Annotated in this window: 30 protein-coding genes; 15 read left to right on the top strand and 15 right to left on the bottom strand. The window is 67.2% G+C overall.

Annotated elements, in window-relative coordinates; genetic code table 11:
- Positions 1-14 precede the first annotated feature (14 nt).
- The 3 genes from NP552_RS00685 to NP552_RS00675 all read right to left on the bottom strand — a co-directional run bounded on the left by NP552_RS00685 (position 15) and on the right by NP552_RS00675 (position 1712).
- Positions 15-317: an urease subunit gamma gene (locus NP552_RS00685; protein WP_043859641.1), complete on the bottom strand. Its 303-nt coding sequence runs from the start codon at positions 315-317 to the stop codon at positions 15-17.
- Positions 318-328: 11 nt separating this feature from the next.
- A complete protein-coding gene (locus NP552_RS00680) occupies positions 329-1165 on the bottom strand; it encodes an urease accessory protein UreD (RefSeq protein WP_058540240.1) in 837 nt (278 codons plus the stop codon).
- Positions 1166-1310: 145 nt separating this feature from the next.
- Entirely contained in the window at positions 1311-1712 is a 402-nt protein-coding gene (locus NP552_RS00675) for a hypothetical protein (protein ID WP_054914649.1), read from the bottom strand.
- 111 nt (positions 1713-1823) lie between these two features.
- Between NP552_RS00675 and alkB the strand changes: the two genes are divergently transcribed.
- From alkB to NP552_RS00635, 8 genes are all read left to right on the top strand, one after another.
- On the top strand, positions 1824-2489 hold the full coding sequence (gene alkB, locus NP552_RS00670) for a DNA oxidative demethylase AlkB (protein ID WP_054914441.1): 666 nt from the start codon (positions 1824-1826) through the stop codon (positions 2487-2489).
- Positions 2490-2550: 61 nt separating this feature from the next.
- Positions 2551-5058, top strand: coding sequence for a DNA ligase D (gene ligD, locus NP552_RS00665; RefSeq protein WP_229590145.1), 2508 nt, complete (start codon positions 2551-2553; stop codon positions 5056-5058).
- A complete protein-coding gene (locus NP552_RS00660) occupies positions 5055-5327 on the top strand; it encodes a hypothetical protein (RefSeq protein ID WP_078481216.1) in 273 nt (90 codons plus the stop codon). The genes ligD and NP552_RS00660 overlap by 4 nt, the downstream gene beginning before the upstream one ends.
- Positions 5324-6367 carry an acyl-CoA dehydrogenase gene (locus NP552_RS00655; protein WP_274096284.1) on the top strand — a complete coding sequence of 348 codons (1044 nt, stop codon included), beginning with the start codon at positions 5324-5326 and terminating at the stop codon, positions 6365-6367. The genes NP552_RS00660 and NP552_RS00655 overlap by 4 nt, the downstream gene beginning before the upstream one ends.
- Entirely contained in the window at positions 6364-7125 is a 762-nt protein-coding gene (locus NP552_RS00650; protein ID WP_088515078.1) for a PIG-L deacetylase family protein, read from the top strand. Before NP552_RS00655 ends, NP552_RS00650 begins: the two co-directional genes overlap by 4 nt.
- Before the next feature lie 11 nt (positions 7126-7136).
- Positions 7137-7736 carry a class I SAM-dependent methyltransferase gene (locus NP552_RS00645; RefSeq protein ID WP_274096283.1) on the top strand — a complete coding sequence of 200 codons (600 nt, stop codon included), beginning with the start codon at positions 7137-7139 and terminating at the stop codon, positions 7734-7736.
- Positions 7733-8392: a glycosyltransferase gene (locus NP552_RS00640; RefSeq protein ID WP_043860031.1), complete on the top strand. Its 660-nt coding sequence runs from the start codon at positions 7733-7735 to the stop codon at positions 8390-8392. The genes NP552_RS00645 and NP552_RS00640 overlap by 4 nt, the downstream gene beginning before the upstream one ends.
- Positions 8389-9309 (top strand): DUF72 domain-containing protein, encoded by a 921-nt coding sequence (locus tag NP552_RS00635; protein ID WP_100632713.1) that lies wholly within the window; start codon positions 8389-8391, stop codon positions 9307-9309. Before NP552_RS00640 ends, NP552_RS00635 begins: the two co-directional genes overlap by 4 nt.
- A 78-nt stretch (positions 9310-9387) precedes the next feature.
- Here the strand turns inward: NP552_RS00635 and NP552_RS00630 are convergent, their stop codons facing one another.
- Positions 9388-10275 (bottom strand): LysR family transcriptional regulator, encoded by an 888-nt coding sequence (locus NP552_RS00630; RefSeq protein ID WP_100632712.1) that lies wholly within the window; start codon positions 10273-10275, stop codon positions 9388-9390.
- A gap of 114 nt (positions 10276-10389) precedes the next feature.
- Between NP552_RS00630 and NP552_RS00625 the strand changes: the two genes are divergently transcribed.
- Both NP552_RS00625 and NP552_RS00620 read left to right on the top strand, forming a co-directional pair.
- Positions 10390-11583 (top strand): MFS transporter, encoded by a 1194-nt coding sequence (locus NP552_RS00625; RefSeq protein ID WP_213607409.1) that lies wholly within the window; start codon positions 10390-10392, stop codon positions 11581-11583.
- A 5-nt stretch (positions 11584-11588) separates the two neighbouring features.
- Entirely contained in the window at positions 11589-11960 is a 372-nt protein-coding gene (locus NP552_RS00620; RefSeq protein ID WP_078481222.1) for a hypothetical protein, read from the top strand.
- An 84-nt stretch (positions 11961-12044) separates the two neighbouring features.
- On the opposite strand, the gene ku is transcribed toward NP552_RS00620, so the two are convergent.
- Genes ku through NP552_RS00605 form a run of 3 tightly spaced genes read right to left on the bottom strand, consistent with a single transcriptional unit; the run spans position 12045 to position 14005 of the window.
- Positions 12045-12884 (bottom strand): non-homologous end joining protein Ku, encoded by an 840-nt coding sequence (gene ku, locus NP552_RS00615; protein ID WP_274096282.1) that lies wholly within the window; start codon positions 12882-12884, stop codon positions 12045-12047.
- 14 nt (positions 12885-12898) lie between these two features.
- The gene (locus NP552_RS00610) at positions 12899-13807 is read right to left on the bottom strand and encodes an SDR family oxidoreductase (RefSeq protein WP_043860037.1); all 909 of its coding nucleotides are present in this window, start codon (positions 13805-13807) and stop codon (positions 12899-12901) included.
- Between the two features lie 27 nt (positions 13808-13834).
- Positions 13835-14005 carry a metallothionein gene (locus NP552_RS00605; RefSeq protein ID WP_043860038.1) on the bottom strand — a complete coding sequence of 57 codons (171 nt, stop codon included), beginning with the start codon at positions 14003-14005 and terminating at the stop codon, positions 13835-13837.
- Between the two features lie 189 nt (positions 14006-14194).
- On the opposite strand from NP552_RS00605, the gene NP552_RS00600 reads away from it, so the two are divergent.
- Positions 14195-14809, top strand: coding sequence for a Yip1 family protein (locus NP552_RS00600; RefSeq protein WP_054914434.1), 615 nt, complete (start codon positions 14195-14197; stop codon positions 14807-14809).
- A gap of 15 nt (positions 14810-14824) precedes the next feature.
- Here the strand turns inward: NP552_RS00600 and NP552_RS00595 are convergent, their stop codons facing one another.
- The 3 genes from NP552_RS00595 to NP552_RS00585 form a co-directional block, all read right to left on the bottom strand.
- Entirely contained in the window at positions 14825-15088 is a 264-nt protein-coding gene (locus NP552_RS00595; protein WP_043860040.1) for a DUF1652 domain-containing protein, read from the bottom strand.
- A 127-nt stretch (positions 15089-15215) separates the two neighbouring features.
- Entirely contained in the window at positions 15216-16169 is a 954-nt protein-coding gene (locus NP552_RS00590) for a methyltransferase (protein WP_043860041.1), read from the bottom strand.
- 11 nt (positions 16170-16180) lie between these two features.
- Complete coding sequence (locus NP552_RS00585; protein ID WP_274096281.1) at positions 16181-17521, bottom strand: iron-containing redox enzyme family protein; 1341 nt, start codon at positions 17519-17521, stop codon at positions 16181-16183.
- A 214-nt stretch (positions 17522-17735) separates the two neighbouring features.
- Between NP552_RS00585 and NP552_RS00580 the strand changes: the two genes are divergently transcribed.
- The 3 genes from NP552_RS00580 (at position 17736) to NP552_RS00570 (ending at position 18851) form a co-directional block, all read left to right on the top strand.
- Positions 17736-17909 carry a KGG domain-containing protein gene (locus NP552_RS00580; RefSeq protein ID WP_370409158.1) on the top strand — a complete coding sequence of 58 codons (174 nt, stop codon included), beginning with the start codon at positions 17736-17738 and terminating at the stop codon, positions 17907-17909.
- Between the two features lie 49 nt (positions 17910-17958).
- Positions 17959-18519 carry an ATP-dependent Clp protease proteolytic subunit gene (locus tag NP552_RS00575; RefSeq protein WP_043860043.1) on the top strand — a complete coding sequence of 187 codons (561 nt, stop codon included), beginning with the start codon at positions 17959-17961 and terminating at the stop codon, positions 18517-18519.
- Between the two features lie 104 nt (positions 18520-18623).
- Positions 18624-18851: a DUF6555 family protein gene (locus NP552_RS00570; RefSeq protein WP_043860044.1), complete on the top strand. Its 228-nt coding sequence runs from the start codon at positions 18624-18626 to the stop codon at positions 18849-18851.
- 54 nt (positions 18852-18905) lie between these two features.
- Here NP552_RS00570 and NP552_RS00565 read toward each other — a convergent pair whose 3' ends face one another.
- The 5 genes from NP552_RS00565 to NP552_RS00545 form a co-directional block, all read right to left on the bottom strand.
- Positions 18906-19601 (bottom strand): glutathione S-transferase N-terminal domain-containing protein, encoded by a 696-nt coding sequence (locus tag NP552_RS00565; protein ID WP_043860045.1) that lies wholly within the window; start codon positions 19599-19601, stop codon positions 18906-18908.
- Positions 19594-20130, bottom strand: a complete 537-nt coding sequence (locus NP552_RS00560; RefSeq protein WP_043860046.1) for a GNAT family N-acetyltransferase — start codon at positions 20128-20130, stop codon at positions 19594-19596. The genes NP552_RS00565 and NP552_RS00560 overlap by 8 nt, the downstream gene beginning before the upstream one ends.
- A 75-nt stretch (positions 20131-20205) precedes the next feature.
- Positions 20206-20688: a DUF934 domain-containing protein gene (locus tag NP552_RS00555; protein WP_043860047.1), complete on the bottom strand. Its 483-nt coding sequence runs from the start codon at positions 20686-20688 to the stop codon at positions 20206-20208.
- The gene (locus NP552_RS00550; RefSeq protein WP_100632707.1) at positions 20676-22358 is read right to left on the bottom strand and encodes a nitrite/sulfite reductase; all 1683 of its coding nucleotides are present in this window, start codon (positions 22356-22358) and stop codon (positions 20676-20678) included. The genes NP552_RS00555 and NP552_RS00550 overlap by 13 nt, the downstream gene beginning before the upstream one ends.
- A 184-nt stretch (positions 22359-22542) precedes the next feature.
- Complete coding sequence (locus tag NP552_RS00545) at positions 22543-23619, bottom strand: sigma-54 interaction domain-containing protein (protein WP_043860049.1); 1077 nt, start codon at positions 23617-23619, stop codon at positions 22543-22545.
- A gap of 300 nt (positions 23620-23919) precedes the next feature.
- Here NP552_RS00545 and NP552_RS00540 point away from each other — a divergent pair, with 300 nt between their 5' ends.
- Entirely contained in the window at positions 23920-25143 is a 1224-nt protein-coding gene (locus NP552_RS00540) for a lipase family protein (protein ID WP_054914432.1), read from the top strand.
- Positions 25144-25154 lie beyond the last annotated feature (11 nt).

The following is a 25154-nucleotide window of genomic DNA, read 5'->3' as shown; positions in this document are numbered from 1 at the left end:
TGCTCCTGGGCAGGTCAGACGATAGGGTCGTGGACGGTGACCAGCTTGGTCCCGTCGGGAAAGGTCGCTTCCACCTGCACGTCGTGGATCATCTCGCTGACACCTTCCATCACCTGGTCACGCCCCAGCACTTCGCGGCCCAGGCTCATCAGCTCGGCCACCGTGCGCCCGTCGCGGGCACCTTCCATCACGCTGGCACTGATCAGCGCCACCGCCTCGGGGTAGTTGAGCTTCAGCCCACGGGCCAGGCGGCGCTCGGCGAGCAACGCGGCGGTGAACAGCAGCAGTTTGTCTTTCTCTCTCGGGGTCAGCTCCATGGTGCGGTCTCTCAAGTGGCCCAGATGCGCGGCGGGCATGGCGGCAAGCCGACGACGGTCGGTCGCAGGGCGCGCCACAGCCGCTGCAGGGTGGATTGCAGGCGTTGGTTGTCGTGGTCGAGCAGGCGCACCACCAGCAGCTGGCCAAGCAGCGTGGCGCCGGCGGGCACCGGCAGCGGGTGGATCAGTTCGCGTACCTGTTCAAGCAGTTGCTCGTTGGCCGGGGCGGCGCAGAAGGTGGCCAGCAGCGGGTGGCCGCCCAGCTTGTGCAGGTGCCCACCCTGCAGGCGCAGGCGCTCGTGCAGGCCGGGGTCGTCGGGCATGTCCACCTGCAGCCGGCTGTCCACGGCGCCATGGCTGAAGGCCTCGCCCATTACCGGGCGGCCCAGGCACAGGGTTTCCCAGGCCAGCAGGCGCGCGCCGGGGGCCAGGCTGAAATGGCTGTGCAGCGATACCCGCGCGCCGGGGAAGCAGATGCTGTCCTGGGGCAGCCACTCCAGGGTGCTGCCCTCGGCCAGGTGAAAGCGCTGGCGCAGCACCGAGGTGGGCCCGGCGCTGCGGTAGAACTTGGTGGCACCGGGCATGGTCAGCAGCGCATGGCTGCCCGGCTCCAGGTGCAGGTTCAGGGCCAGGCGATCCCCCCCCACCACCCCGCCCGGGGGGTGCAGCACATACACATGGCAGGGGTCGCCTTCGGGGTAGAACGGGCGCTGCACCAGAAGTGGGCCGAAATGCTGGCGTGCACCAATTCGGGTCCGCCCCTGACCTGCGGCGAAGCGCAGGTTCAGTTCGGCGTTCCAGCCGGCCGGATCAACCGGCGCGGGGATAAATCGTTGAGCTAGCGTCATGCACGGCGGCCCTGGGCAATGGAGTGGCGACACGGCAAGGCCGGTGTCTGACCAATCGATCAGCTATCGATGCCTGGGGCAATGCAGGTTGCGAGCCAATGTTGTGCATTGGCGTGGTCACGGCGTAGGAAACGCCCTGCGATGGTTACTGCTGGCCAAACAGGTCATGGGCGTCGAGCAGCCGGTAGGCGATCTCGGGACGTTTTTCGAGGGCGCGGCGGATGGCCGCCGGTATGCTCTGGCGGGTCTTGCGGCACAACCCTGGCGGGCCCTCGACCTCGATACGGATACCGCGCATGGTGCGCACTTCATTGGGGCCGGGGGCGATGTGCACCTGGATGCCGAGCTGATCGAACAGGCGGCGCTGCAGGTGTTCGAGGTCGGGCAGGCTCTGCAGGTTTTCCAGGCGTTGGAGCAGGCGGTTTTCTTCCTGGCGGGTCAGGCGCAGAATGCGCAGGTCGGCGCCCGGCGTTTCGAGCAGGCGTTCGCGCTCGCAGATGCAGGCACCGGGTGGGCAGGGTTGGCGCAGCGGTATGATGGGCTCCATGAGGCCCAAGCATAGTCACCGGCCCCTGCGCCGGCAACGCCGGCTCCTGCCCGGTTTGCGTCGCCTGCAGGCGCCGGCGTTGCCGGCGAAGGCGTCACTGGAGATCCTTGCATGAAACAACCCGAACTCGACCTGTTCGGCCCACCCGCCCTCGGCGCCCCCGAATGGATCGGCAAGCAGACGCTGCTGCTGCCAGGCTTTGCCCTGGACCTCGTCGAGCCCCTGCTGCCGGCCCTGCGCACGGTGCTGCGCGCCGCACCGTTTCGCAACCAGCTCACCCCCGGCGGGCGCACCATCGAGGTGGCGGTCACCAATTGCGGGCCACTGGGCTGGGTCAGCGACCGCCTGGGCTACCGCTACAGCCCCTTCGACCCGCTCACCGGCAAGCCCTGGCCTGCCCTGCCCACGCTGCTCGCCGAGCTGGCCGCTGCCGCCGCAGAGGCCGCCGGCTTCGCCCATTTCAGGCCCGACGCCTGCCTGATCAACCACTACCAGCCCGGCAACCGCCTGACCCTGCACCAGGACCGCAACGAACGCGACTTCAGCCAGCCCATCGTGTCGATCTCGCTGGGCCTGCCGGCGGTGTTCCTGTTCGGCGGGCACACCCGCAGCGAGCCCACCCGCAAGGTCGGCCTGCAGCACGGCGACGTGATGGTCTGGGGCGGCGAGGATCGCCTGCGCTTTCACGGGGTCAACCCGCTCAAGGACGGCGAGCACCCACTGCTGGGCGCCCGCCGCATCAACCTGACCCTGCGCAAGGCCGGTCAACCCGATTGAACTCCCGCCGGTCTGCGCCCCTCCCACTTCATAGGGTTTGTATGAACGATGGAGCACGGCAATGGCCAAGCCACTGCAGGAATACCAGCGCAAGCGCAACTTCGACGCCACCCCGGAGCCGGCCGGCAAGGCCCGCCGCGGTGCGCGCGCGCAGGCATTGCAGTTCTGCATCCAGAAGCACGACGCCAGCCACCTGCATTACGACTTTCGCCTGGAGCTGAACGGCACCCTCAAGAGCTGGGCCATCCCCAAGGGCCCGTCACTGGACCCCAAGGTCAAGCGCCTGGCCGTCCACGTCGAAGACCACCCGCTGGACTACGCCAGCTTCGAGGGCAGCATCCCCGCAGGCCATTACGGTGCGGGCGAAGTGATCGTGTGGGACCGCGGCGTGTGGCTGCCCGAGGGCGACCCGGCCCAGGGCTATGCCAGCGGCAAGCTGCGCTTTCGCCTGCAGGGCGAAAAGCTGAACGGCACCTGGCATCTGTTTCGCACCCGCCTTGGCGGCAAGAAGGAACAGTGGATGCTGGTCAAGTCCGACGACGAGGCTGCCCGCGCCGAGGCCGACTACGACGTGCTGCAGGCCCAGCCCGACAGCGTGCTCAGCGAGCGCAGCCTGATCCCCCGCACCAAGGGCAAGCGCAAAGACAAGGACAAGGACAAGCCCAAGGCCGCACCCCCGCCTCGCCGCCCAGCCAGGGCCGGCACACTGAGTGCGGCCAGGAAGGCCACCCTGCCCGCCGCCCTCACGCCGCAACTGGCCACCCTGGTGGAAACCCCGCCGCAAGGCGACTGGCGCTACGAGGTCAAGTTCGACGGCTACCGCATCCTGGCGCGCATCGACGGCGACGACGTGCGCCTGTTCACCCGCAACGGCCACGACTGGACCACGCGCATGCCGCTGCAGGCCAAGGCCCTGGCCGGCCTGGGGCTGAGCTCGGCCTGGCTGGATGGCGAAGTGGTGGTGGCCAACGCCGAGGGTATCGCCGACTTCCAGGCCCTGCAGAACGCCTTCGACAGCGACACCGATGCCAATATCGTCTACTACCTGTTCGACCTGCCCTACCTCAATGGCATGGACCTGCGCCAATGCCCGTTGCAGGAGCGGCGCGCCGCCCTGGCGGCCGTGCTTGAACCGGCCGACGAACAACGCCTGCGTTTGAGTGCCGACTTCGACGAAGCCCCCGAGTCCCTGCTGGCCAGCGCCTGCCAGATGCAGATGGAGGGCCTGATCGGCAAACGTGCCGACAGCCTCTATGTATCGCGGCGCAGTCACGACTGGATCAAGCTCAAGTGCAAGCAGCGCCAGGAATTCGTGATCGTCGGCTTCACCGAACCCAAGGGCAGCCGCGCCGCCTTCGGCGCCCTGCTGCTGGGGGTGCACGACGCCGACAGCGGCCAGCTGCGCTACGCCGGCAAGGTCGGCACCGGCTTCAATACCGCCACCCTGCAGAGCCTGCTCCAGCGCCTCACCCCGCTCGAGGTGAAAAAGCCCGCGGTCGCCAACCCACCCACCGGCGCCGAAGCCCGCGGCGTGCACTGGCTCAGGCCGCAGCTGCTGGCCGAGGTGGCCTACGCCCAGATGACCCGCGAAGGGGTGGTACGCCATTCGGTGTTCCATGGCCTGCGCGAAGACAAGCCGGCCCGCGCCATCGGCCTGGAGAAACCCGTGAAAGCGCCTACCCGCAAAGCCTCCGACAACACCCTGCGCATCACCCACCCCGACCGGGTGATCGACGCCAGCAGCGGCACCGACAAACGCCAGGTGGCCGAGTACTACGCCCAGGTCGCCGAATGGATCCTGCCGCACCTCAAGCGTCGCCCCGTGGCGCTGGTGCGCGCACCGGAGGGCCTGAGCGGCGAGCTGTTCTTCCAGAAGAATGCCGCCCAGCTGAACATCCCGGGCCTGGAGAGTCACGACAAGGCCGAGGCCGGCCAGGCAGTGATGATCATCGACCGCGCCGACACCCTGCTGGGCGCGGTACAGATGAACACCCTGGAACTGCACACCTGGAACGCCACCGCCAGGGACTTCGACAAACCCGACCGTTTCGTGCTCGACCTCGACCCCGACCCGGCATTGCCCTGGAAGGCCATGGTCGAAGCGACCCAGCTGACCCTGGCACTGCTCGACGAACTGGGCCTGCAGGCGTTTCTGAAAACCAGTGGCGGCAAGGGCATGCACGTGGTGGTGCCGCTGACCCGGCGTGCCGGCTGGGACGAAGTCAAGGCGTTCAGCCATGCCATCGTCACCCACATGGCCGGGTTGTTCCCCGACCGGCTGTCCGCCGTTTCGGGGCCTAAGAACCGCGTGGGGCGCATCTTCATCGATTACCTGCGCAACGCCCGTGGCGCCACTACCGTGTGCGCCTATTCGCTGCGCGCCCGCGAAGGGCTGCCGGTGTCGGTACCGATCCGCCGCGAAGAGCTCACCGAACTCAAGGGCGCCAACCAGTGGAACCTGCGCAACCTGGGCGAGCGCCTGGCCAATGGCGACGACCCCTGGGCCGACTACGACAAGACCCGCCAGTCGCTCACCGTGGCGCTGCGCAAGCGCATGGGCGTGGCATGAAGGGCCTGGACTGGATCGACCTGCTGCAGTGGCCGGCCATGCTGCTCACCCTGGTGGCAGCCTGGTGGATCGGCTCGCGTCAGCCGCGTCGGCGGCGCATCGGCTTCTGCTGCTTCATGGCCAGCAACCTGCTGTGGGTGGTGTGGGGCTGGCAGACCGAGGCCTGGGCATTGATCGTGCTGCAGTTCTGCCTGTGCGCCATGAACCTGCGCGGCCTGAAAAAGAATACCTCGACCCACGCTGCGTGCCCCAAGGAGTCCGCCTCATGAGCATTGTTCAAACCTTCGACCTGGGCCGCCTGGACACCCTGCTGCGCCAGTTCGCCGAGCGCCCGCAACCGCTGAACCTGGACAGCCAGCTGCTCGAACTGATGCAGGCCCTGCAGGCAGCCGGCCTGGAACGCCTGCCGTTGCCCGGCCAGGGCCAGACGCTGCAGCGCTGGCAGACCCTGGCGCGGGTGGCTGGCGCCGACCTGGCCCTGGCCAAGCTGTATGAAGGGCATACCGATGCCCTGGCGATACTCGCCGAATGCGCCGGGGCGCACCTGGCCGGCAACGGGATATGGGGCGTGTGGGCGGCCGAGCCGCCCAGCGCACGGGTGCGCATCGTGGCTCGCGACAACCAGCGGGTGTACCTGCAGGGGCGCAAGGCCTGGTGCTCCGGCGCGCTGCAGATCGACCAAGGCCTGCTCACCGCCTGGGACGAAGACGAACAGCCGCAACTGGTGGCGCTGGACCTTGCCGAGACGGGTCTGCACCGGGTGGCAGACGGCTGGCAAGCGGTGGGCATGGGCATTACCGCCAGCGTCGAGCTGGAACTGGAACACACCCCGGCGCACCTGGTGGGTGGCCCTGGCCAGTACCTTAGTCGCCCCGGCTTCTGGCACGGCGGCGCCGGCATCGCCGCCTGCTGGTACGGCGCCGCCGAGGCCCTGGCCGACTACTTGCGCGAACACTGCCGCCAGCCACGCCCCGACCCCCACGCCGACGCCCACCTGGGCGCGGTGGACGCTGCCCTGTGCGGCGCCGCTGCAGCCCTGCGCGAGTGCGCCGCACAGATCGACGCACAGCCCCAGGCCGATGCCCAGTTCGCCGTACGCCGGGTGCGTGCCCAGGTCGAATACGCCGCCACCCTGGTGCTGACCCACGTGGGCCGCGCCCTGGGTGCCACCCCGTTCTGCCGCAACAGCCACTTCGCCCGGCTCAGCGCCGACCTGCCGGTGTTCCTGCGCCAGAGCCACGCCGAGCGCGACCTGGCCGAACTGGGCCGGCAACTGGCCGGGCGTGAAGCCGGCGGGTGGCAGCTATGAGCGTCGACAACCCGATCAAGGCAGCCGGCAGTGGCACGCCATTGTCGCTGTGGCAGGCGTCCAGCGCCCTGGCCCAGGTCGCCACGGTGCAGGCCGATGAGCTGCTGCCCCCCGGTGCGCGCCTGGTGGTGGTGGCGCCCCACCCGGATGACGAGGTGCTCGGTTGCGGTGGCCTGCTGTCGACCTTCTGCGGCCGTGAGCAGGCGTTGCTGCTGGTGTCGGTGACCGATGGCGAAGGCAGCCACCCCGGCTCGCTCGCCTGGCCAGGCGAGCGCCTGCGCGTGCAGCGCCCCCTGGAAAGCCGCGCAGCCCTGGCCGCGCTGGGGCTGGACGTCGACCGGGTGGCCTGGCAGCGCCTGCACCTGGCCGACAGTGGCGTGGCCGCGCACGAAGCGCAGCTGGCCCATGCGCTGGTGCGTTGCCTGCGCCCCGACGACCGGGTGCTGAGCACCTGGCGCCTGGACGGCCACTGCGACCACGAGGCCGTGGGCCGTGCCAGCGCACAGGCGGCGCAGACCGTGGGCGCGCAACTGATCGAGGTGCCGATCTGGGCCTGGCACTGGGCCCGGCCGGACGACCCGCGCCTGCCGTGGCGCCGTGCGCGCAAGCTGGCGCTCAGCCCGCAGCAACTTGCGCGCAAGCGCGCCGCCATCGCCGCGCATGCCAGCCAGCTCCATGCCGATGGCGAGCAGCCACCGGTGTTGAGCCAGACCACCCTGCAACGCCTTCTGCAACCTTTCGAACTGCTGTTTCTATGACGGGTGTTTCCATGAGCGTATCGCCGCAGTATTTCGAACAGCTGTTCGAGCACGATGAAGACCCCTGGGCCTTTCGGACCCGCTGGTACGAGAAGCGCAAGCGCGACCTGACCCTGGCCTGCCTGCCGCGCCAGTACTACACGCGCATCTTCGAGCCCGCCTGCGCCAACGGCGAGCTCAGTGCAGCGCTGGCCGAGCGCGCCGAGGCCCTGCTGTGCCAGGACCTCAATGCCACTGCCGTGGAGCTTGCGCGCCGGCGCCTGGCAGCCTGCCCCCAGGCCAGTGTGAGCCAGGGCCACCTGCCCGGCGACTGGCCGGGGGGCGAGTTCGACCTGATCGTGCTCAGCGAGATCGGCTACTACCTCGACCCCGCGCAGTGGCTGCAGGTGATCGAACAGGCCGTGGCCAGCCTGAGCCCTGGCGGTGCGCTGCTGGCCTGCCACTGGCTGCACCCCATCGACGGCTGCCCGCAGGATGGCCGCCAGGTACACGCCCTGCTCGATCAGCGCCTGCCGCTGTACCGCGCCGTGCGCCACGAAGAAGCCGACTTCCTGCTCGAATACTGGTGTTGCCAGCCGTGTGCCATTGACCTGCAGGAGCCTTGCCTATGATCGGCGTGATCGTCCCCGCGCATAACGAAGAACAGTACCTGCCGGCCTGCCTGCGCGCCCTCGGGCAGGCGGCGGCGCAGGCCGAGGCCCTTGGCGAGCGCGTAGAGATCGTGGTGGTGCTCGACCAGTGCAGCGATGCCAGCCAAGCCATTGCCCTGGCGCACGGCGTGCACACCCTGCAGGTCACTGCGCGCAACGTGGGCTACGCCCGGCGTGCCGGCGCCAGCTGGATGCTCGAGCGCGGCGCGCGCTGGCTGGCCTGCACCGACGCCGACAGCTGCGTGCCGGCCGACTGGCTGGTGTGCCAGCTGGACTGCGCCGCCGACGCCGTGTGCGGCACGGTGCACGTGGAGCAATGGCAGGCGCACCAGGATGCGGCGTTGCAGGCGCGTTACCTGGCCCACTACCAGGCCCGCGAGGACCACCGGCACATCCATGGCGCCAACCTGGGCATCTGCGCCAGGGCCTACCAGCGGGTCGGCGGGTTCCGGCCCGTGCCGCTGGACGAAGACGTGCAACTGATCAGCGACCTTGAGCTGAGCGGCGCGCGCATCGTGTGGACGGCACGCAACAGCGTGTCCACCAGCAGCCGTGGCGACTGCCGGGCGCGGGGCGGCTTCGGCGACTTCCTCACCACGCTGGCGGCTACCCCGTGAGCCGTGGCGCGGCGCAGGTGCATATCGGCATCTCGGGCTGGCGCTATGTGCCGTGGCGGGGCGACTTCTACCCCGAGGGCCTGCGCCAGAAGGACGAGCTGCACTTCGCCTCGCGGGCGGTCAACAGCATCGAGATCAACGGCACCTTCTATGCGCTGCAACGTCCCGAGCGTTTCGCCGGCTGGGCGGCCGAAACGCCGCCAGGCTTCGTGTTCAGCGTCAAGGCGCCGCGCTTCATCACCCACGTGAAGCGCCTGCGCGAGATCGACGAACCGCTGGCCAACTTCTATGCCTCCGGCCCCCTGGCGCTGGGCAGCAAGCTGGGGCCGACCTTGTGGCAGTTCCCGCCCAACATGCGTTTTGACGAGGGGTTGTTCGATGCGTTTCTGGCGCGCCTGCCGCACACCGGCAAGCAGGCCAAGGCCCTGGCCGCGCAGTGTGCCGAGCGGATGCAGCGCCCGGGTTACCTGGAGGGCGCCGACCGGCAGGTGGTGCGCCATGCAGTGGAGGTGCGTCACGAGAGCTTTCTGGACCCGGCGTTCGTGGCGTTGCTGCGCAAGTACCGGGTAGCGCTGGTGGTGGCCGACACGGCGAAGAAGTGGCCGCATGTGGAGGACCTGACCAGCGACTTCGTGTACATGCGCCTGCATGGGGATGTGGCGCTGTACAGCAGCGGGTATTCGCAGGCGGCCTTGCGCGGCTGGCAAAAGCGTATCCAGGCGTGGAAACGCGGAGCGCAGCCTGGGGATGCGCGGTTGATCGATGCGGCGAGTACGGCGCCGAAGGCGGCGCATCGCGATGTGTACTGCTACTTCGACAACGACATCAAGGTGCGCGCGCCCTATGACGCCAGACGGTTGCTGGAGCTGCTGAAGCTGGACAAGGGCCTGGAAGCGACACCGGGTGCTGCGCTGTAGGAGCCAGCCTGGCTGGCGAACCGGACACCGCGAAACACCGGCCAACGCAGCGCGCCCCTTCGCCGGCAACGCCGGCGCCTACATGCCGTTCACATACCCCTTGAGAAAATCGATCCAGGCCCGCACCTTGCGCGGCACGTGGTTGCTGGCCGGGTACAGTGCATACACGCTCTGCTCGACAAAGCGATACCCCGGCAATGCATCCAGCAGGCGCCCGGTACGCAGGTCGTCCTCGATCAACCAGGCCGGCAGCAGCGCCACGCCCAGCCCCTGCAAGGCGAACGAACGCAGGATCGAGGCATTGTCTGCCACCATCACCGCCCGGCCCGAAGGCTCGTACACCGCCGCTTCCCCCCACTGATCGAGCAACGCCCAACCGGCCTGGCGCTCGAAACGCCCATGCACCAGCCTGGGCAAGGCGTTCACCTGGGCAAGCGTCGCCCCTGGCACGCCCACGCCCGGCGCCATCACCAGGTGCACTGCATAGGTCTCCAGGCACACCCCGCGGTAGCCTGAATCCTGCGCCTGACCCAACCGGATGGCCACGTCGAAGCGCTCCTGAACCAGGTCCGCATGGCTGGTGTGGGTTTCCAGCCGCACGTTGAGCAACGGGTGCTCGCGCATGAACAGCTGCAAGGCCGGCGCCACCACGCGCAAACCGTACTCCACCGTGGAGGTGACCCGCAGGCTGCCCTGCAACCCGCCATGCTCGGCACGCGCCTGCTCGATGGCCAACCGCGCCTGCTCCAGCACCAGCAGGCACTGACGGTAGAAGCCCTCGCCGGCATCGGTCAACGCCACCCGGCGCGTGGTGCGGATCAGCAGGGTCACGCCCAGCTGCGCCTCCAGCTGCTTGATACCGAAGCTGACCGCGGCGCGGGTCTGGCACAGGCGTGTGGCCGCCGCCGTGAACGACCCCGCCTCCACCACGGTGCAAAACAGCTCGAAACGGTCCAGGCTGACCATGCAAAGGCCCCTTGATTGTCAAAATAATTCGACCAATCTGGCAGTATTGCGGGGCTTATTCAATCATCAGCACCGCCCTACACTGCGCCCATCGTTCTCCAGCGGCGCCCCGTCATGCCTTTTCGCAGCAAAGTCAGCCTGATCTTCCTGATGGGTTTTGCCCTCGACCTGCTCAACCTGTTCGTGCTCAACAGCGCCTACCCCGCCCTGCAGCGCCAGCTCGGCGCCTCGGTCACGCAGCTGGGCTGGGTCGGCAACGCCTACATGCTCGGCCTGACCCTGATCATCCCGCTGGGTAACGGGCTGGCGCAGCGCATCGGCGAGCGCGCCACTCTGCTGCTGTCGCTGGCCCTGTTCGGCCTGGGCTGTGCCCTGGCAGGCTCGGCCCGGAGCATCGAGGCACTGATCGGCTGGCGCCTGCTGCAGGGCCTGGGTGGCGGCTTGCTGATCCCGGTGGGCCAGGCGCTGGCCTACCGCGCCTGCCCCGCCAGCGAGCGCGCCGGCCTCACCTCGCGGGTGATGATGGTGGCCCTGCTGGTGCCGGCGCTGTCGCCGGCGCTGGGCGGGCTGATGGCCGACCAGGGCGACTGGCGCTGGGTGTTCTTCGCCCTGCTTGCGCCCACCCTGGCGTGCGCCGCGCTGGTGCTGGCCTGGCTGCCCGGCGGTCGGCCCCAGCCCAGCGCACGGCCGGCCCTGGACCTGCGCCTGTTGCGCCAGCCACTGCTGCACACCGCCATGCTCATCTACCTGTGCGTACCGGGCGTGTTCATGGGGATCAACCTGGTGGCGGCGCTGTACCTGCAAGGCACGCTTGGCCTGAGCGCCACTGCCACCGGCGGACTGATGCTGCCGTGGGCCGCCGGTGCGCTGGCGGCGATCGCCCTGAGCCGGTGGCGCTTCAACGCACTGGGCCCACGCCCGCTGCTGCTGGCCGGCATGGGCATTCAAAGCCTGGCGGTGCTGGCGTTGGCCAGCCCCTGGCTGGTCGCCCACCCCGGTTGGCTGGTGCTGCTGTATGCGTTGCTGGGCCTGGGCAGCAGCCTGTGCAGCAGCACCGCGCAGACGGCGGCGTTCGTGGCGATCCCCGAGGCGGCCATGGGCGCGGCCAGTGCGTTGTGGAGCCTGAACCGGCAGTTGAGTTTCTTTTTCGGGGTGGCGTTGCTCGGCGCAGTGCTCGACTGGCGATTGCCGGAGCCTACAGCCTACGCGCAAGCGCTGGCGCTGGGCGCCGCGCTGACTTTGCTGCCCTTGCCCTGGGTGCTGCGCCTGCCGGGCGCCGGGGCCCTGTTTGTTCAACCTGTGGAGTGAGTGCAATGCCAGAGCGTAATGCGGGGTTTGAAGAGGTGCTGGAGGCGCATGTGCAGATCCGCCAGTGGCTGGCCGGCGAGGCACGGCCGCCGTTGCTGGAGCGCTTTGCCGAGGGGTTCTCGATGTTCACGCTCAAGGGCACGGTGCTCGACAAGGCGCAGCTGGAGAGTTTTTTTGCCCAGGCCTATGGCTCACGGCCTGGCCTGCGCATCGAGATCGATGAGATGCACGACGTGGCGCCGGGGGTGGTGACCTATCGCGAGCATCAGCAGGATGACAGCGGCCAGACCACGCTGCGCTGGTCGACGGTGGTGTTCGATGGGCAGGGCAAGTGGCTGCATTTGCAGGAGACCGCGGTAACGCCGCAGCCTGTGTAGGAGCCAGCCTTGCTGGCGAAGCGAACACCGCAGAAGCCCGACAGCCCGCAGTGTGGCCTTCGCCGGCAACGCCGGCTCCTACCGCTAAGGTGCGGCCTTCTTGGCCGCTGCCTTCCTGGCCGGCGCCTTCTTGCCCCCACCCAGGCTGCGCTTGAGCAGCTCGGTGAGGTCGATGATGTCCGCCCCCTTGCCTGCTGCCTGGTCTTCGGGCGCCTCCACGGTGGCGATCTTGCCCTGACTGGCCTTCTCCTCCACCAGCGCCATGATGGTGTCCTTGAAGTCGTTGTGGTACTCCTGCGGCGTCCAGTGCCCGGCCATGTCCTCCACCAGACGCTTGGCCATCTGCAGCTCCTTCTTGTCCACCGTGGCCGCGCTCACGCTCTTGTCCAGCTCCAGCCCTTCGAGCCCGCGGACCTCATCGGGCCAGCGCAGGGTGATCATCACCAGGGCGTCCTCCAGCGGGCGCAGCAGCGCCAGGTGCTGCTGGGTGTGCAGCACCACCTTGGCCAGCGCCACCTTGCCAGTGCTCTCCAGGGTCTGGCGCAGCAGCGCGTAGACCTTGCCACCGCGCTTGTCCGGCGCCAGGTAGTACGGCGTGTCGAAGTGCTGCAGCGGGATCTCGTCACTGCCCACGAACGAGAAGATATCGATGGTCTGGGTGGCCTCGGGCCGCGCCTTGCGGATCTCGTCCTCGCTGATCACCACATAGCGGCCCTTCTCGAACGCTACGCCCTTGACGATATGCTCTTTGTCGATCTCCTTGCCGGTGACCTTGTTCACCCGCTTGTAGCCCACCGGGTCCATGCTGCGCTTGTCGAGCCAGTCGAAATCGACACGGTCGCTGCTGACCGCCGTGGTCAGCGACACCGGGATATGCACCAGCCCGAAACTGATCGCGCCCTTCCAGATCGCCCTGCTGGCCATGCTCGTCTCCTCGCCTAAGGCAATGGGTTGCCACCGGTCACGCCAAACACTTCACCGGTGATGTAACTGGATTCCTGCGACGCCAGCAGCACGTACAACGGCGCACACTCGGCCGGCTGGCCGGGGCGCTTCATCGGCGTGTGCCCGCCGAAGTCGGGGATCTTCTCCGGCGGCTGCCCGCCGCTGGGCTGCAGCACCGTCCAGATCGGCCCCGGTGCCACCGCGTTGACACGGATGCCGCGCTCGATCACCTGCTTGGCCAGGGCCTTGGTAAAGGCCACGATCGCCGCCTTGGTGGTGGCGTAGTCGAGCAGGGTCGCCGACGGCTGGTACGACTGGATCGATGCGGTGTTGATGATGGTGGCCCCGGCCGGCATCAGCGGCACGGCCGCCTGGCACAGCCAGAACAGCGCGTACACGTTGGTCTTCATGGTGGCGTCGAACTGTTCGCTGCTGACCTGGCCCACCTGCTTGCGCGCCACCTGCTTGCCTGCCACGTTGACCAGGATGTCCAGCCCGCCCAACTGGTCGTGGGCCTGGCTGACCAGTTCGCGGCAAAAGGCCTCGTCCTTGAGGTCGCCCGGCAAGGCGATGGCACGCCGGCCCTCGGCCTCGATCAACTGGATGACTTCCTTGGCATCGCTGTGCTCGATGGGCAGGTAGTTGAGCACGATGTCCGCACCCTCGCGGGCAAAGGCGATGGCCACCGCACGGCCGATCCCGGAGTCGGCGCCCGTGATCAGCGCCTTGCGCCCCTGGAGCCGGCCAAAGCCCTGGTAGCTGTGCTCACCGTGGTCCGGCTTGGGTTGCATGCCGCTGTCCAGCCCAGGCGCCGACTGGCCCTGGGCCGGAAACGGCGGTTGCGGGTACTGGGTCAGCGGGTTGCGCATGCTGTACTGGTTGCTGGGTTTTGGCGTCGACATCGGGATCCTCCGGTACGGTTCAGTGCCTCAGTGCGTGGGGGCCTGCCTGGCGCAGCCGCAGCCACTGGCAGAACAGGGTTTGCCGGCCGGGTGATGATCGGCGCAGGCCTGACAGCAATAAGACTTGCCTTCGCGTTGCACGGGGTTGTCGCCGACCTTGCAGTTGCAGTCCGGGCAGGCACAGGTCTGTTGGTCCATGGTCTTGACTCCTGAAGGTGATGGTCGTCATCGGTAGCGCCGTTTGGCGCCCCTGCAAGAAGTGACCGGCCGGCGCGCGCAATGGTTCAAGGCAGTTGGTCCGCTTGCGGCAAAGCCGATGAAACCCTGGCCGCTTTGTGACCTCCACAGAACACGAGGGGCCCTTTCGCCCCGGTACCGGAGACCGCCATGACAAGCCACCTGGTCAAGCTGTTCACCCAACCCAACTCGGCGTGGGCCGATATTCGCCACGACGAGGAAGCCCACCCGCGTCACTACCTGTCACACCTGCTGTTGCTGGCACTGATCCCCACCGTATGCCTGTTCATCGGGATCACCTCGGTGGGCTGGAGCCTGGCCGAAAACGAGAACGTGCGCCTGAGTGCCAGCAGCGCGTTGCAGCTGTGCATCCTGCTGTTTCTGGCGATCATGGCGGGCACGGTGCTGATGGGGGCATTCATCCGCTGGATGTCGCGTACCTTCGATGCACGCCCCACCCTCAACCAGTGCATCGGCTTTGCCGCCTACACCGCCACACCGTATTTCGTAGCCGGGCTGGCCGGGCTGTACCCGAGCCGTTGGCTGGCGGTCACGATACTGGGCGCGGCCACGGTGTACGCGACCTTTCTGCTGTTCACCGGTCTGCCGACCTTCATGCGCATCCGCAAGGAAGACGGCCTGCTGTACTCGGCCAGCGTGTGGGGGGTGGGGTTGCTGGTGCAGGTGACCATCCTGGTGTCGATGATCCTGTTCTGGTTCAACACCCTGCAACCGGAATACCTGCGCCCGGCCGGCCTGGGCTAGCCGGGCGCATGGGGGTCAGGCGCGGTACAGCCTGCGCGGCTGCAGGCCCATGGTGCGGCGCTCTTCGCGGATCTGACCCACCAGGTCCGCGATGGCCCGCACGTCGGGCAAGGCGCTCAGCTGGATACCCGTGACCGTAAGCTCGGCATACTCGGCATCGGCCGGCAGGTGGATGGTCAGCGCCAATCCGTCGCTGCACGCCACTTCACAGCGCCATGGCAGAAAGGCGCCTTCTATCAGGCGACGCAGTTCCAGATCACACACTCCGTTCATTGGCATGATGCAACCCTCGATGTCTCAGGTGTAACCACTAGTAAGGGCCCCCCGGGCCCGACATTCAAATCGAAAACTCCAATACAGCCCCCGGCATCTGATTGACCGGGGCAATGAAACCGCACCGGCATGTTCAGCCGTTGCGCGTCACCGTCAGCCCCACCGCTGCAATGCGCTCGACCTGCTCGTAGCCAGGTTCGAGCAGTTGCTCGCCAAACACGTCAGGGTCCAGCTCCTGGTAGTGCCACGACCATTGCGGGGCGGTGAGCTGGGCACGGATGGCGGCAAGGAACGGGTCGTGCCCGTCGACCATCGCCACCCCGGTGTACAGCAGCAGCGTGCCGCCCTGGCTCAGGCGCCCGATTGCCTCGTTGACGATGCGCAGCGACAGGTCGGCGCCCAGGCTGCCGCCACCGTGCCGATAGGCGCGGCGGCCGGCATCGAGCATGTACGGCGGGTTGGCGACGATCAGGTCGAAGTTGCCGGTAATGCCCTGCAGTACATCGCTGTGCGCCACCGACACATTGGCCAGCCCGGCCAGGGCCACGTTGATCGCGCTCAGGCGCAGGGCGTCGGGGTTGATGTCCAGCGCGGTGACCTGGGCGTGCCGGCGTGCACGGCCGATCAGTATCGCCCCTACCCCGGCCCCGCAGCCGATATCCACCGCGTGGTTGATTTCGCTGAAGCGGCCCTGCAGGTGGCTGGCGATGAAGTGTGCGAAGCGATAGCTGTCGGGCCCGAAGAACACCGCATCAGCCTGCGTGGTGGGAAAGCCCGAATGCACGAACAGCAGGTCCTCCAGGCTCGACCAGCGCACCCGGCTGCGCCAGCAGTCGCCGTCTTCGTCGAGAATCTGTGCCACGCGCATCTGCGCCAGTTCGTCGGCCGACAGCAGCGAAGCGGTGAACGGACGGTTCCAGCCGAAAATGTCGCGCAGGGTGCGCGCCCGCGCCGCGCTCTGGCGCTCGTTGTTGCGCTGCTGGGTCAGCGGGGTGACGCAGGTGAAGCGGTAGCCGTCGGCCTGCAGGCGCCGGCCCAGTTGCAGCAGGGCCTTGTCCGCTTCAGGCTGGCAGGTGTTCAGCAGCATGGTGCACTCCTTCAGTTTAGGCCGGTGAGCTGGCGGTACATCCGCGTGGCCTGCAGGCCGCGCGGCAGTGCATGGCGGTTGCCGGCCATGGCGTCGATCAGGCGTTCGATACGGCACTGTGCGGGCAGCGCCTGCAGCTCGATGTCGAGCGCGGTTTCGTCCGAAGGCATCGAGGGTTGCAGGGCGCTGCCCTGGGTACGCTCGGGGTTGCCGGCCGGCTGCCAGTCGCCGGCAATCCAGTCATGCAGCAGCTGCTTTTCATACACGCTGAACACCCCGAACATCGCCGCGCCCGGCCCCTCGATCACCTGCCAGAAGCGGCTGAGCTGTGGGTCCTGCCCGCGCCTGATCCAGCCCTTCTGTTCCAGCACGCCAAGAAAGCCCGGCATGCTGCCCGGCTCGGCCAGCCATTGATTGACGGTGCGCCCCTGGAAGCGGCAGTAATCCGAATGCATGTGCTGGCCGAAGGCGCGTTTGCGTTCGAGCAGCGCCACCACCTCGGTCTCCAGGTCAAAGCCTGCGATGATCGCCGCCGAGCCCTGGCCCAGGTCGTTGAGCCGGTAGCCGGCGGCCACGCGCTGGTAGAAACGCCCGTCGTCCTGCTCCGGGCGCAACTGCTGCAGGGCCTGCACGGCCTTGCGTGCATGGCCGCTGCTGGCGTTGTCGATGGTGACGTGCAGGCGAAAGTACTGGGCATCCAGGCCCAGTTCGTCGAGCTCGTAGGCGCTGATCAGCAGGTGCAACGGCAGCTGCTCATAGCCCAGGTTGTAGCCGATCACCTCGGGCAGGAACATGTCGCTGTTGGCCCCCAGCGCCAGCTGCAGGCAGCCTTGCAGGTAACGCTCGTCGGGCAGCGGCACCGGCTCGTGGCAACCGGCCTCGGCCAGCAGGCGGCGATAGATCAGCACATGGTTGCAGGCCGGGTCGCCATCGCCCAGCTCTTCGAGGTAGATACGGATCAGCCCGTGATAGCGCGGGTCGGCCCAGTGTCGCAGCAGACCGTGCAGCCAGGCGCCGTCCACCGCCTTGGTGGGGGCCACATGGTGCAGAAAGTACAGCGCGTGGGCGCGAGTGCTGAAATAGCGCCGGGGCGCGCCGGCCTTGCGCCCGGCCAGGTATTCGGCGTACTCGCCGGCAATTGCGGCGGTGCGCCGGTCGGTCCACGCGTCCAGTTCGCCCGGGGTTGCCGGCAGGTCGTCCTGCAGACCCTGGGTGCGCAGCAGTTGCTCGGCCAGCCAGGCGGCACTGCCCACCAGGTCACCGCGCAGCAGCGCCTGGTAGCGGTTGAGCAGGTCGCCGGCCTGAACCTGCGCCAGGTCGGCAGTCGGGCGGGTTGCGTTCATCACGGTCATGGCCGTTGTCCTCTTGGCTGCCCCTTGCAGTCGATATGCAAGGGAATGGGCGCTGCGCTGCAAAGTTCCACAGCCCCGCCAAGCGGATGAAAAAGTCGTGCGGGCTTACCGTTCGTCTCATGCACGCAAAGATTTTAAAACTTTGCCCCGTGGCCTATCTCCACACCTATGTGAGGTCCACAAGGCTTCGCATCCCAATGACATGAGGATCAGCATCATGGACAAGAAAGAAAACTCGGGAAACTTTGCCAACGACAAGAACAAGGCGTCGGAAGCCGGCAAAAAAGGTGGGCAGGCCTCCGGAGGCGGCGCTGGCAGCCAGGGCAACAAGAAGCCTGACGCCACCAAGTCTGACACCCGCAAACCAAGTGGTGGTGGTCGTAGCTGACGCTCGAGCGACCGGCGCACCGAGGGTGCGTCGGTCTTGAGGACTCTTGATGAAGCAGTACGTCATCCACTTTCACTGCCCGATCGATCAGGGCACCACCGAGCGCTTTCGCGACCGTTGCCTGCAGGCGATCGACGAAGGGGCCAGCGCCCTGCTGCTCAACCTATCGACCATCGGCGGCAGCACCCACCTGGGGTTCTCGATCTACAGCTTTCTCAAGTCGCTGCCGGTGCCGGTCAGCGCGGTGAATGCGGGCAACATCGAATCCATGGGCATCGTGATGTACCTGGCCGCCAGCGAACGCCTGGCCGTGCCCCACTCGCGGTTTCTGATCCACCCCATGACCTGGCACTTCAGCCAGAGCGCGGTGGACCACTCGCGCCTGCGTGAATACCTGTCGAGCCTGAACAACGACCTGGAGCGCTATGCGCGGATCTTCGAACTGGAGACCGCCCATGCCGAGCGCAAACTGGACATCATCCACTGCCTGTCGGCCGAGGAACGGGTGATCCCTGCCTACGATTCGCTGGCCTGCGGCATGGCCCACCGGCTGGAACAGGTAGTGTTCGACACCGATGCCCGCCACCTCACCGTCAGCGCCGAACACTGATGTCGAACAATCAGACTGAATTATTTGGTGGCTGGAAGGTACTTAGTTAGGCGGTATGAGTGAACACGCATCGGTCACCACGTTGAAAGGATTTTCAGGGAACCATGAACAACGCAAAACTCTTCGTCATCGACTATCAATTGCACGGCAAACAGAAGTCCTTCGTGATTCGTGCCGAGGCGATGGACAACGCCGAAGCCTGGCACTGGGCCAGCTGTGACGCCGGGGTGGGGCATATTCCGCGCTATGGGCGCGAGAAGGTGAAGAAGGTCAGCAAGCCACTGGCCGAGCGGTACGGAATCACCGAGGTGACGTGGCGCCAGAGCCACTGAGACGGCGCTGCGTTCAGCGCGGGCCAGGCCCGCGCTGAACGCAGCACAACCCGGTCAACCCGGAATCAGCAAGCCACGCTGCACCGCCGGCCGCGCCAGAAACGCCTCCAGCACGCGGCGAACCTCGACGAACTCTTCGATCCGCACCAGATCCCCCGCTTCGTAGAAACCGATCAGGTTGCGCACCCACGGCAGCGTGGCGATGTCCGCGATGCCGTACTCGCCCATGATCCAGTCGCGCCCGTGCAGGCGCCGGTCCAGCACGCCCAGCAGGCGCCGCGCCTCGTCCACGTAGCGCTGCAGCGGGCGCTTGTCTTCATAGGCCTTGCCGGCGAACTTGTTGAAGAAGCCCACCTGGCCGAACATCGGGCCGATGCCGCCCATCTGGAACATCAGCCACTGGATCGTCTCGTAGCGCGCAGCCGGGTCTTCAGGCAGCAGTTGGCCGGTCTTCTCGGCCAGGTACAGCAGGATCGCCCCCGACTCGAACAGCCCCAGCGGCTTGCCCCCCGGCCCGTGCGGGTCGAGGATCGCGGGGATCTTGTTGTTGGCACTGAGCGAGATGAACTCGGCGCTCAGTTGATCCTCGGTGGCAAAGTCCACCTTGTGCGCCTCGTAGGCCAGGCCCGTCTCTTCGAGCATGATCGACACCTTCACCCCGTTGGGCGTGGGCAGCGAATACAGTTGCAGGCGCTCGGGGTGGCGGGCAGGCCATTTGCGGGTGATGGGGTAGGCAGAAAGATCAGTCATCGGCAGCCTCTGGTTCGGCAGTGGCGCAGGCGCGCACCATCACCCAGTCACGGTGACGTTCCGGCCCGCAGACAAAAATGGCCTCGCCCACCTGGCGGAAGCCATTGCGTTGGTAAAAGCGGATCGCCCGGCTGTTGTGTTCGTTGACCGTCAGGCGGATCGCCCCGCCCACCTGGGCCAGGGTGTCCTCGAGCAGGCGCTGGGCCGCGCCCTGGCCATGGTGCTCGGGCAGTACGTAGCAGCGGCTCAGTTCCGGCAGGCCGTCGGCCGCCTCGATACCCAGCGCCTGCGCCGCCTTGTCGATCAGGGTGTAGCCCACCACCACGCCGTCATGCTCCAGCACGCGCAATTGCTTGGCGCGGCTGATCAGGTGCAGGCAGAAGTGTTCGGGCTGAAGATGGCCTCGGATATAGGCGGCAAGCGCCTTGGCCGACGAATCGGCGGGGCTTGCCAGGGCGAAGGTCTGGCTGGCGATGTCGCTGAGGGCTTCAGCATCGGCCGGCCGGGCAGTACGGGTACTGAAAAGCATGCTGCAACATCCTGTCCAACGGGCGAACCTGCATGGTAGCCCGTTCCATCACCGGCGCGACAGCACCCTACGCACTCAACGTCGCCGAAACAGCGGCCTGGGCTCGATCACCGAACGCCCGTAGAGCACGCTCATGCCCTGCAGGCCCTTGAGCGCGTCGGCTGCCGACTTGTCCTCGCGCACGGCAAAACTGTCGAAACCGCACTGGCGCATGTGGCTCAGCTGGTCGCGCAGCACATCGCCGACAGCACGCAATTCGCCCTGCCAGCCCAGCCGCGTGCGCAGCAGGTAGGCCTGGCTGTAGCCACGGCCATCGCGAAACGAGGGGAAGTCGATGGCGATCAGCGGCAGCACGCCCAGCCACAGCTGCAGCGACTCGACATCGTCATCCGGCCCCAGCCACAGCCCGTGATAACCACTGGGCTGCGCCAGCCAGCGGTGCAGCGGCAAAATCAGCGCGCCCGTCGGCAGCGGCGCCTCCTGCTCGCGCAGCAACTGCCAGCTGTCGCCCTCCACAAGCTGCGCCTGCCCTTGGCGTATCGCGATCACATTGCGCATGTGGACACCTCCGGCTGCCTGGCATAGACGCGCTCCTTGAACGGCTCCAGCCCCACCCGCGCCACGGTGTCGACGAAGGGCTCGTCGAGTTCGCGGTAGGCGCAGTAGGTGGCCACGATCTGCTCGATCACGCGGGGGATCTCGGCGGCGCTGAACGACGGGCCGATCACCTTGCCCAGTGCGCTGGCCTTGCCCTGCGCCCCGCCCAGGGTCACCTGGTACCACTCGCTGCCGTTCTTGTCGACGCCCAGGATGCCGATGTTGCCGATGTGGTGGTGGCCACAGGCGTTGATGCAGCCCGAGATGTTCAGGCTCAGCTCGCCCAGGTCGTGCAGGTAGTCGAGGTCGTCGAAGCGGCTCTGGATGGCCTGGGCGATGGGGATCGACTTGGCGTTGGCCAGCGCGCAGAAGTCGCCACCCGGGCAGGCGATGATATCGGTCAGCAGGCCGATGTTGGCGGTGCCCAGGCCCTGCTCGCAGGCCAGACGCCACAGCGGGTACAGGTCGGCCTTGCGGACATCGGGCAGGATCAGGTTCTGCTCGTGGGCGATGCGGATTTCACCGAAACCGAAGTGCTCCGACCAGTCGGCCACGTTGTCCATCTGCTCGGCGGTGAGGTCGCCGGGGGGCGCCGCCGGGCCGGGCTTGGTCGACAGCACCACGCTGGCATAGCCGGCCACCTTGTGCGGCTGCACGTTGCGCGAGACCCAGCGGGCGAAGGAGCGGTCCATGGCCAGGTGGGTGCCGTAGTCCAGGTCGCCGTCGGGCTGCGCGGCGTAGCGTGGCGGCGCGAAGCCTTCGGCTACCCGCTGGAACTCGGCTTCGGTGAGCTGCGCCGGGCCGTCCTTGATGTGTTGCCATTCCTGTTCGACTTCACGGGCAAAGGCCTCGATGCCCAGTGCCTTGACCAGGATCTTGATGCGCGCCTTGTACTTGTTGTCGCGCCGGCCATGGCGGTTGTACACCCGCAGGATGGCCTCGACGTACGACAGCAGGTGCTCCCACGGCAGGCCCTCGCGGATCTGCAGGCCCAGGATCGGCGTGCGCCCCAGGCCGCCGCCGACCATCACCCGCAGGCGCATCTGCTGGCGCCCGTCGCGGTAAAGGTACAGGCCGATGTCGTGCATCATGATCGCTGCGCGGTCCTGGCGGGCCGAACAGATGGCGATCTTGAACTTGCGCGGCAGGAACAGGAACTCGGGGTTGATGGTCGACCACTGGCGCAGGATCTCGGCCAGCGGGCGCGGGTCGATGATCTCGTCGGCGGCGACGCCGGCGAAGGCCTCGGTGGTGATGTTGCGCACGCAGTTGCCAGAGGTCTGGATCGCATGCATGTCGACCTCGGCCAGGCGCTGCAGGATATCCGGCACCTGGGCCAGCTCGACCCAGTTGAACTGGATGTTCTGGCGCGTGGTGAAGTGGCCGTAGCCGCGGTCGTAGTCGCGCGCGATGCTGGCCAGGGTGCGCATCTGGCGGGCGCCGAGGGTGCCGTAGGGGATGGCCACGCGCAGCATGTAGGCATGCTTTTGCAGGTACAGGCCATTTTGCAGGCGCAGTGGCAGGAATTCTTCTTCGCTCAGTTCACCGGCAGTGAAGCGCTGCACCTGGTCGCGGAACTGGGCTACGCGCTCGAACACCAGTGCACGATCGTATTCGTCGTAGTGATACATGGTCGGACCTCATCAGGGAGGCCGCTACTATGGCTTCGAGGTGTACTGGGTTACAGATTCAGGTTGGGGGGATTAATGCGGATCAGTTGACCCGGTGGCGCCTGTATCGCGGGTCAAGCCCGCTCCCACAGAACGTTCACAACCCCTCAAGTCGGTGCACAACCTGTGGACCCGCGAAGGGCCCTTACAGGCCGACAGTATCGCTACGCTTGAGCTCGCCGATCTTCTCCAGCCGCGCCCGCACGATGTTGCGGCTGATGTTGAGCAGGCGCCCGGTCTGCAGCTGGTTGCCGTGGCAATAGCGGTACGCGGTGCGAAACACCGTCTCTTCGATATGCTCGTACAAATCCTCTACGTTCTGCTCGAACAGCGCCGTCAGCGCCGCCTCCAGGCTCGGCGCCTCGGGCGTCTGCAGGCGCAGCGGCTGGGCGCTCTCCTCCTGGCGGATACCCACCGAGCGCATGTCCACCAGGTGCAGGTCGGCCGGCTGCACCACCTGCTGGCGGCACACCAGCAAGGCATGGTGAATGGCATTTTCCAGCTCGCGGATGTTGCCTGGCCAGCTGTGCCCCAGCAGCTTGCGCTCGCTCTCCAGGCTCAGGCTGGCGCGGCTGTAGCCCAGGCGCTGGCAATGCTCCTCGAGAAAGAACTCGGCCAGCGGCAGGATGTCGCCGGGGCGCTCGCGCAGCGGCGGCAGGCGGATGGTCGCCACGTGCAGGCGGTAGAACAGGTCTTCGCGAAAGTGCCCCGCCACCACCGCATCGGCCAGGTTGACGTTGGTGGCCGCCACCAGGCGCACGTTGATCGGGATCGGCGTGCGCGACCCCAGCCGCACCACTTCGCGCTCCTGCAGCACGCGCAGCAGCTTGACCTGCATGTTCAGCGGCAGGTCGCCGATCTCGTCGAGAAACAGCGTGCCGCCATTGGCCGCCTCGAACCAGCCCGCCTTGCTGTTGGTGGCCCCGGTGAATGCGCCCTTTTCATGGCCGAACAACTCGCTCTCCACCAGGGTTTCGGCAAAGGCGCCGCAGTTCACTGCCACGAACGGTTCGCGACCGCGCCGGCTCAACTGGTGGATATGCCGCGCCACCAGTTCCTTGCCGGTGCCGGTCTCGCCGATGATCAGGGTGTTGGCCTCACTCGGCGCCAGGCGCTCGATACGGGCCAGCAGTTCCTGGGAGCGAGGGTCCTTGAACACCAGCACGGTGGCACGAACGGATTTGGTCAGTTCCCGGGCATGGGGATGGGTAATCAGCGACATGGTGCATTCCTGGCATTGATAGCGCCGGCCCATAGTGCACGAAACAAATTAGAACAAATAATTATTAATTCATCTTTGTATATTCCAATTTCACCTATCAGAAACCACCTGCTGAGGCACTGCTGCCACAGCAGCAATCCGGCCCTGGGGGTTGCTTGCGAATCAGCAGCGCGGTGCTGGGCAGCGACTGGATAAAACCAGGAAAACCCTTTTTATTCAGCAAGTTGTGTGAACATTTCAGCATCTGGCACGGCTTTCGCTCTGCACCCGGCATCGTTGTTTTGCCCAAGGAAGCCCCTGATGAAATTCCCGCACTCCGTGGCCTTCGGCCTGAGCCTGCTCGCCCTCTCCTGCGCCGCCATGGCCGCCGACACCTACGCCCCCACGCCCGACCCGCTGCAGGGCGACGGGCGCGTTTCGGCGTTCTACCACTGGGAACAGGCGATCCCGGCCACCCCCGGCAGGTTGCTGCGCAGCGAGCCGCTGGAGCAGACCCTCAGCCTGCCCGGTGCGGCCAGCCAGCTGCGCATTCTCTACAGCTCCACCGACGGCATCGACGGCAAGACCCCGATCGCGGTCTCCGGCGCGCTGTTCATTCCCCAGGGCAAGGCCCCGGCCGGCGGCTGGCCGGTGGTCACCTGGGGGCATGGCACCGTCGGCGTGGCCGACATCTGCGCGCCGTCCTGGTCGGGCCGCTCGTACCGCGACGTGCAGTACCTGGCGCGCTGGCTGAACGAGGGCTATGCCATCGTCGCCACCGACTACCAGGGCCTGGGCGTGCCCGGCGGCCACCCGCTGCTGAACAACCGCATGGCCGCCTACGGCATCCTCGATGCGGCCCGCGCCGTGGTCAGCGGGGTGCCGGGACTGGCCAACAAGGTGCTGGTGGTCGGCCAGTCCCAGGGCGGCGCCGGGGCCTTCGCCTCTGCCGCCTATGCCCCCACCTACGCTCCGGACCTGGGCCTGAAGGGCAGCGTCGGTACCGGGGTGATCTACACCGTGGGCGCCAGCAACGTGGGTGAGCAGGACCCGAACAAGGTCGACGCGTCACTGGCCTACGGTTTCTACACCCTGCTGGCCGCGCAGCAGTACGACCCGAGCATCGACCCGCGCGACTTCTACACCGACAAGGCCCTGCCACTGTTCGAACAGGCTCGCACCACCTGCCTGGCGTCGCTCACCGCCGATGTGATCGGCACCGGGCTGACCCCGGCCAACACGCGCAAGGCCAACGACGGCGCACAACTCAAGCCGTGGCTGGCGCAGGTCTCCTACCCGACGCTCAAGCTTGCGCAGCCGATCTTCATCGGCACCGGCGCCGAGGACAAGACCCCCGCTGCCGTCACCCAGGTCAGCCTGATGAAGGACGCCTGCGCTGCCGGCTCGGTGGTCGAGGGCCACCTGTACAAGGGCCTGGGCCACAGCGAGACGGTCAATGCCTCGCTCAAGGACTCGCTGCCCTTCGCGCGCAAGGTGTTCAGCGACCAGCCCGTCACCCCTATCTGCAACCCCAGCGTGCAATAAGCCAGGAGCCT

This window comes from Pseudomonas sp. 8209, assembly GCF_028682105.1.
Lineage (GTDB): Bacteria > Pseudomonadota > Gammaproteobacteria > Pseudomonadales > Pseudomonadaceae > Aquipseudomonas > Aquipseudomonas palmensis.
Note: the sequence above shows the minus strand (reverse complement) of the source record. Positions and strands in the feature narration are given on the sequence as shown.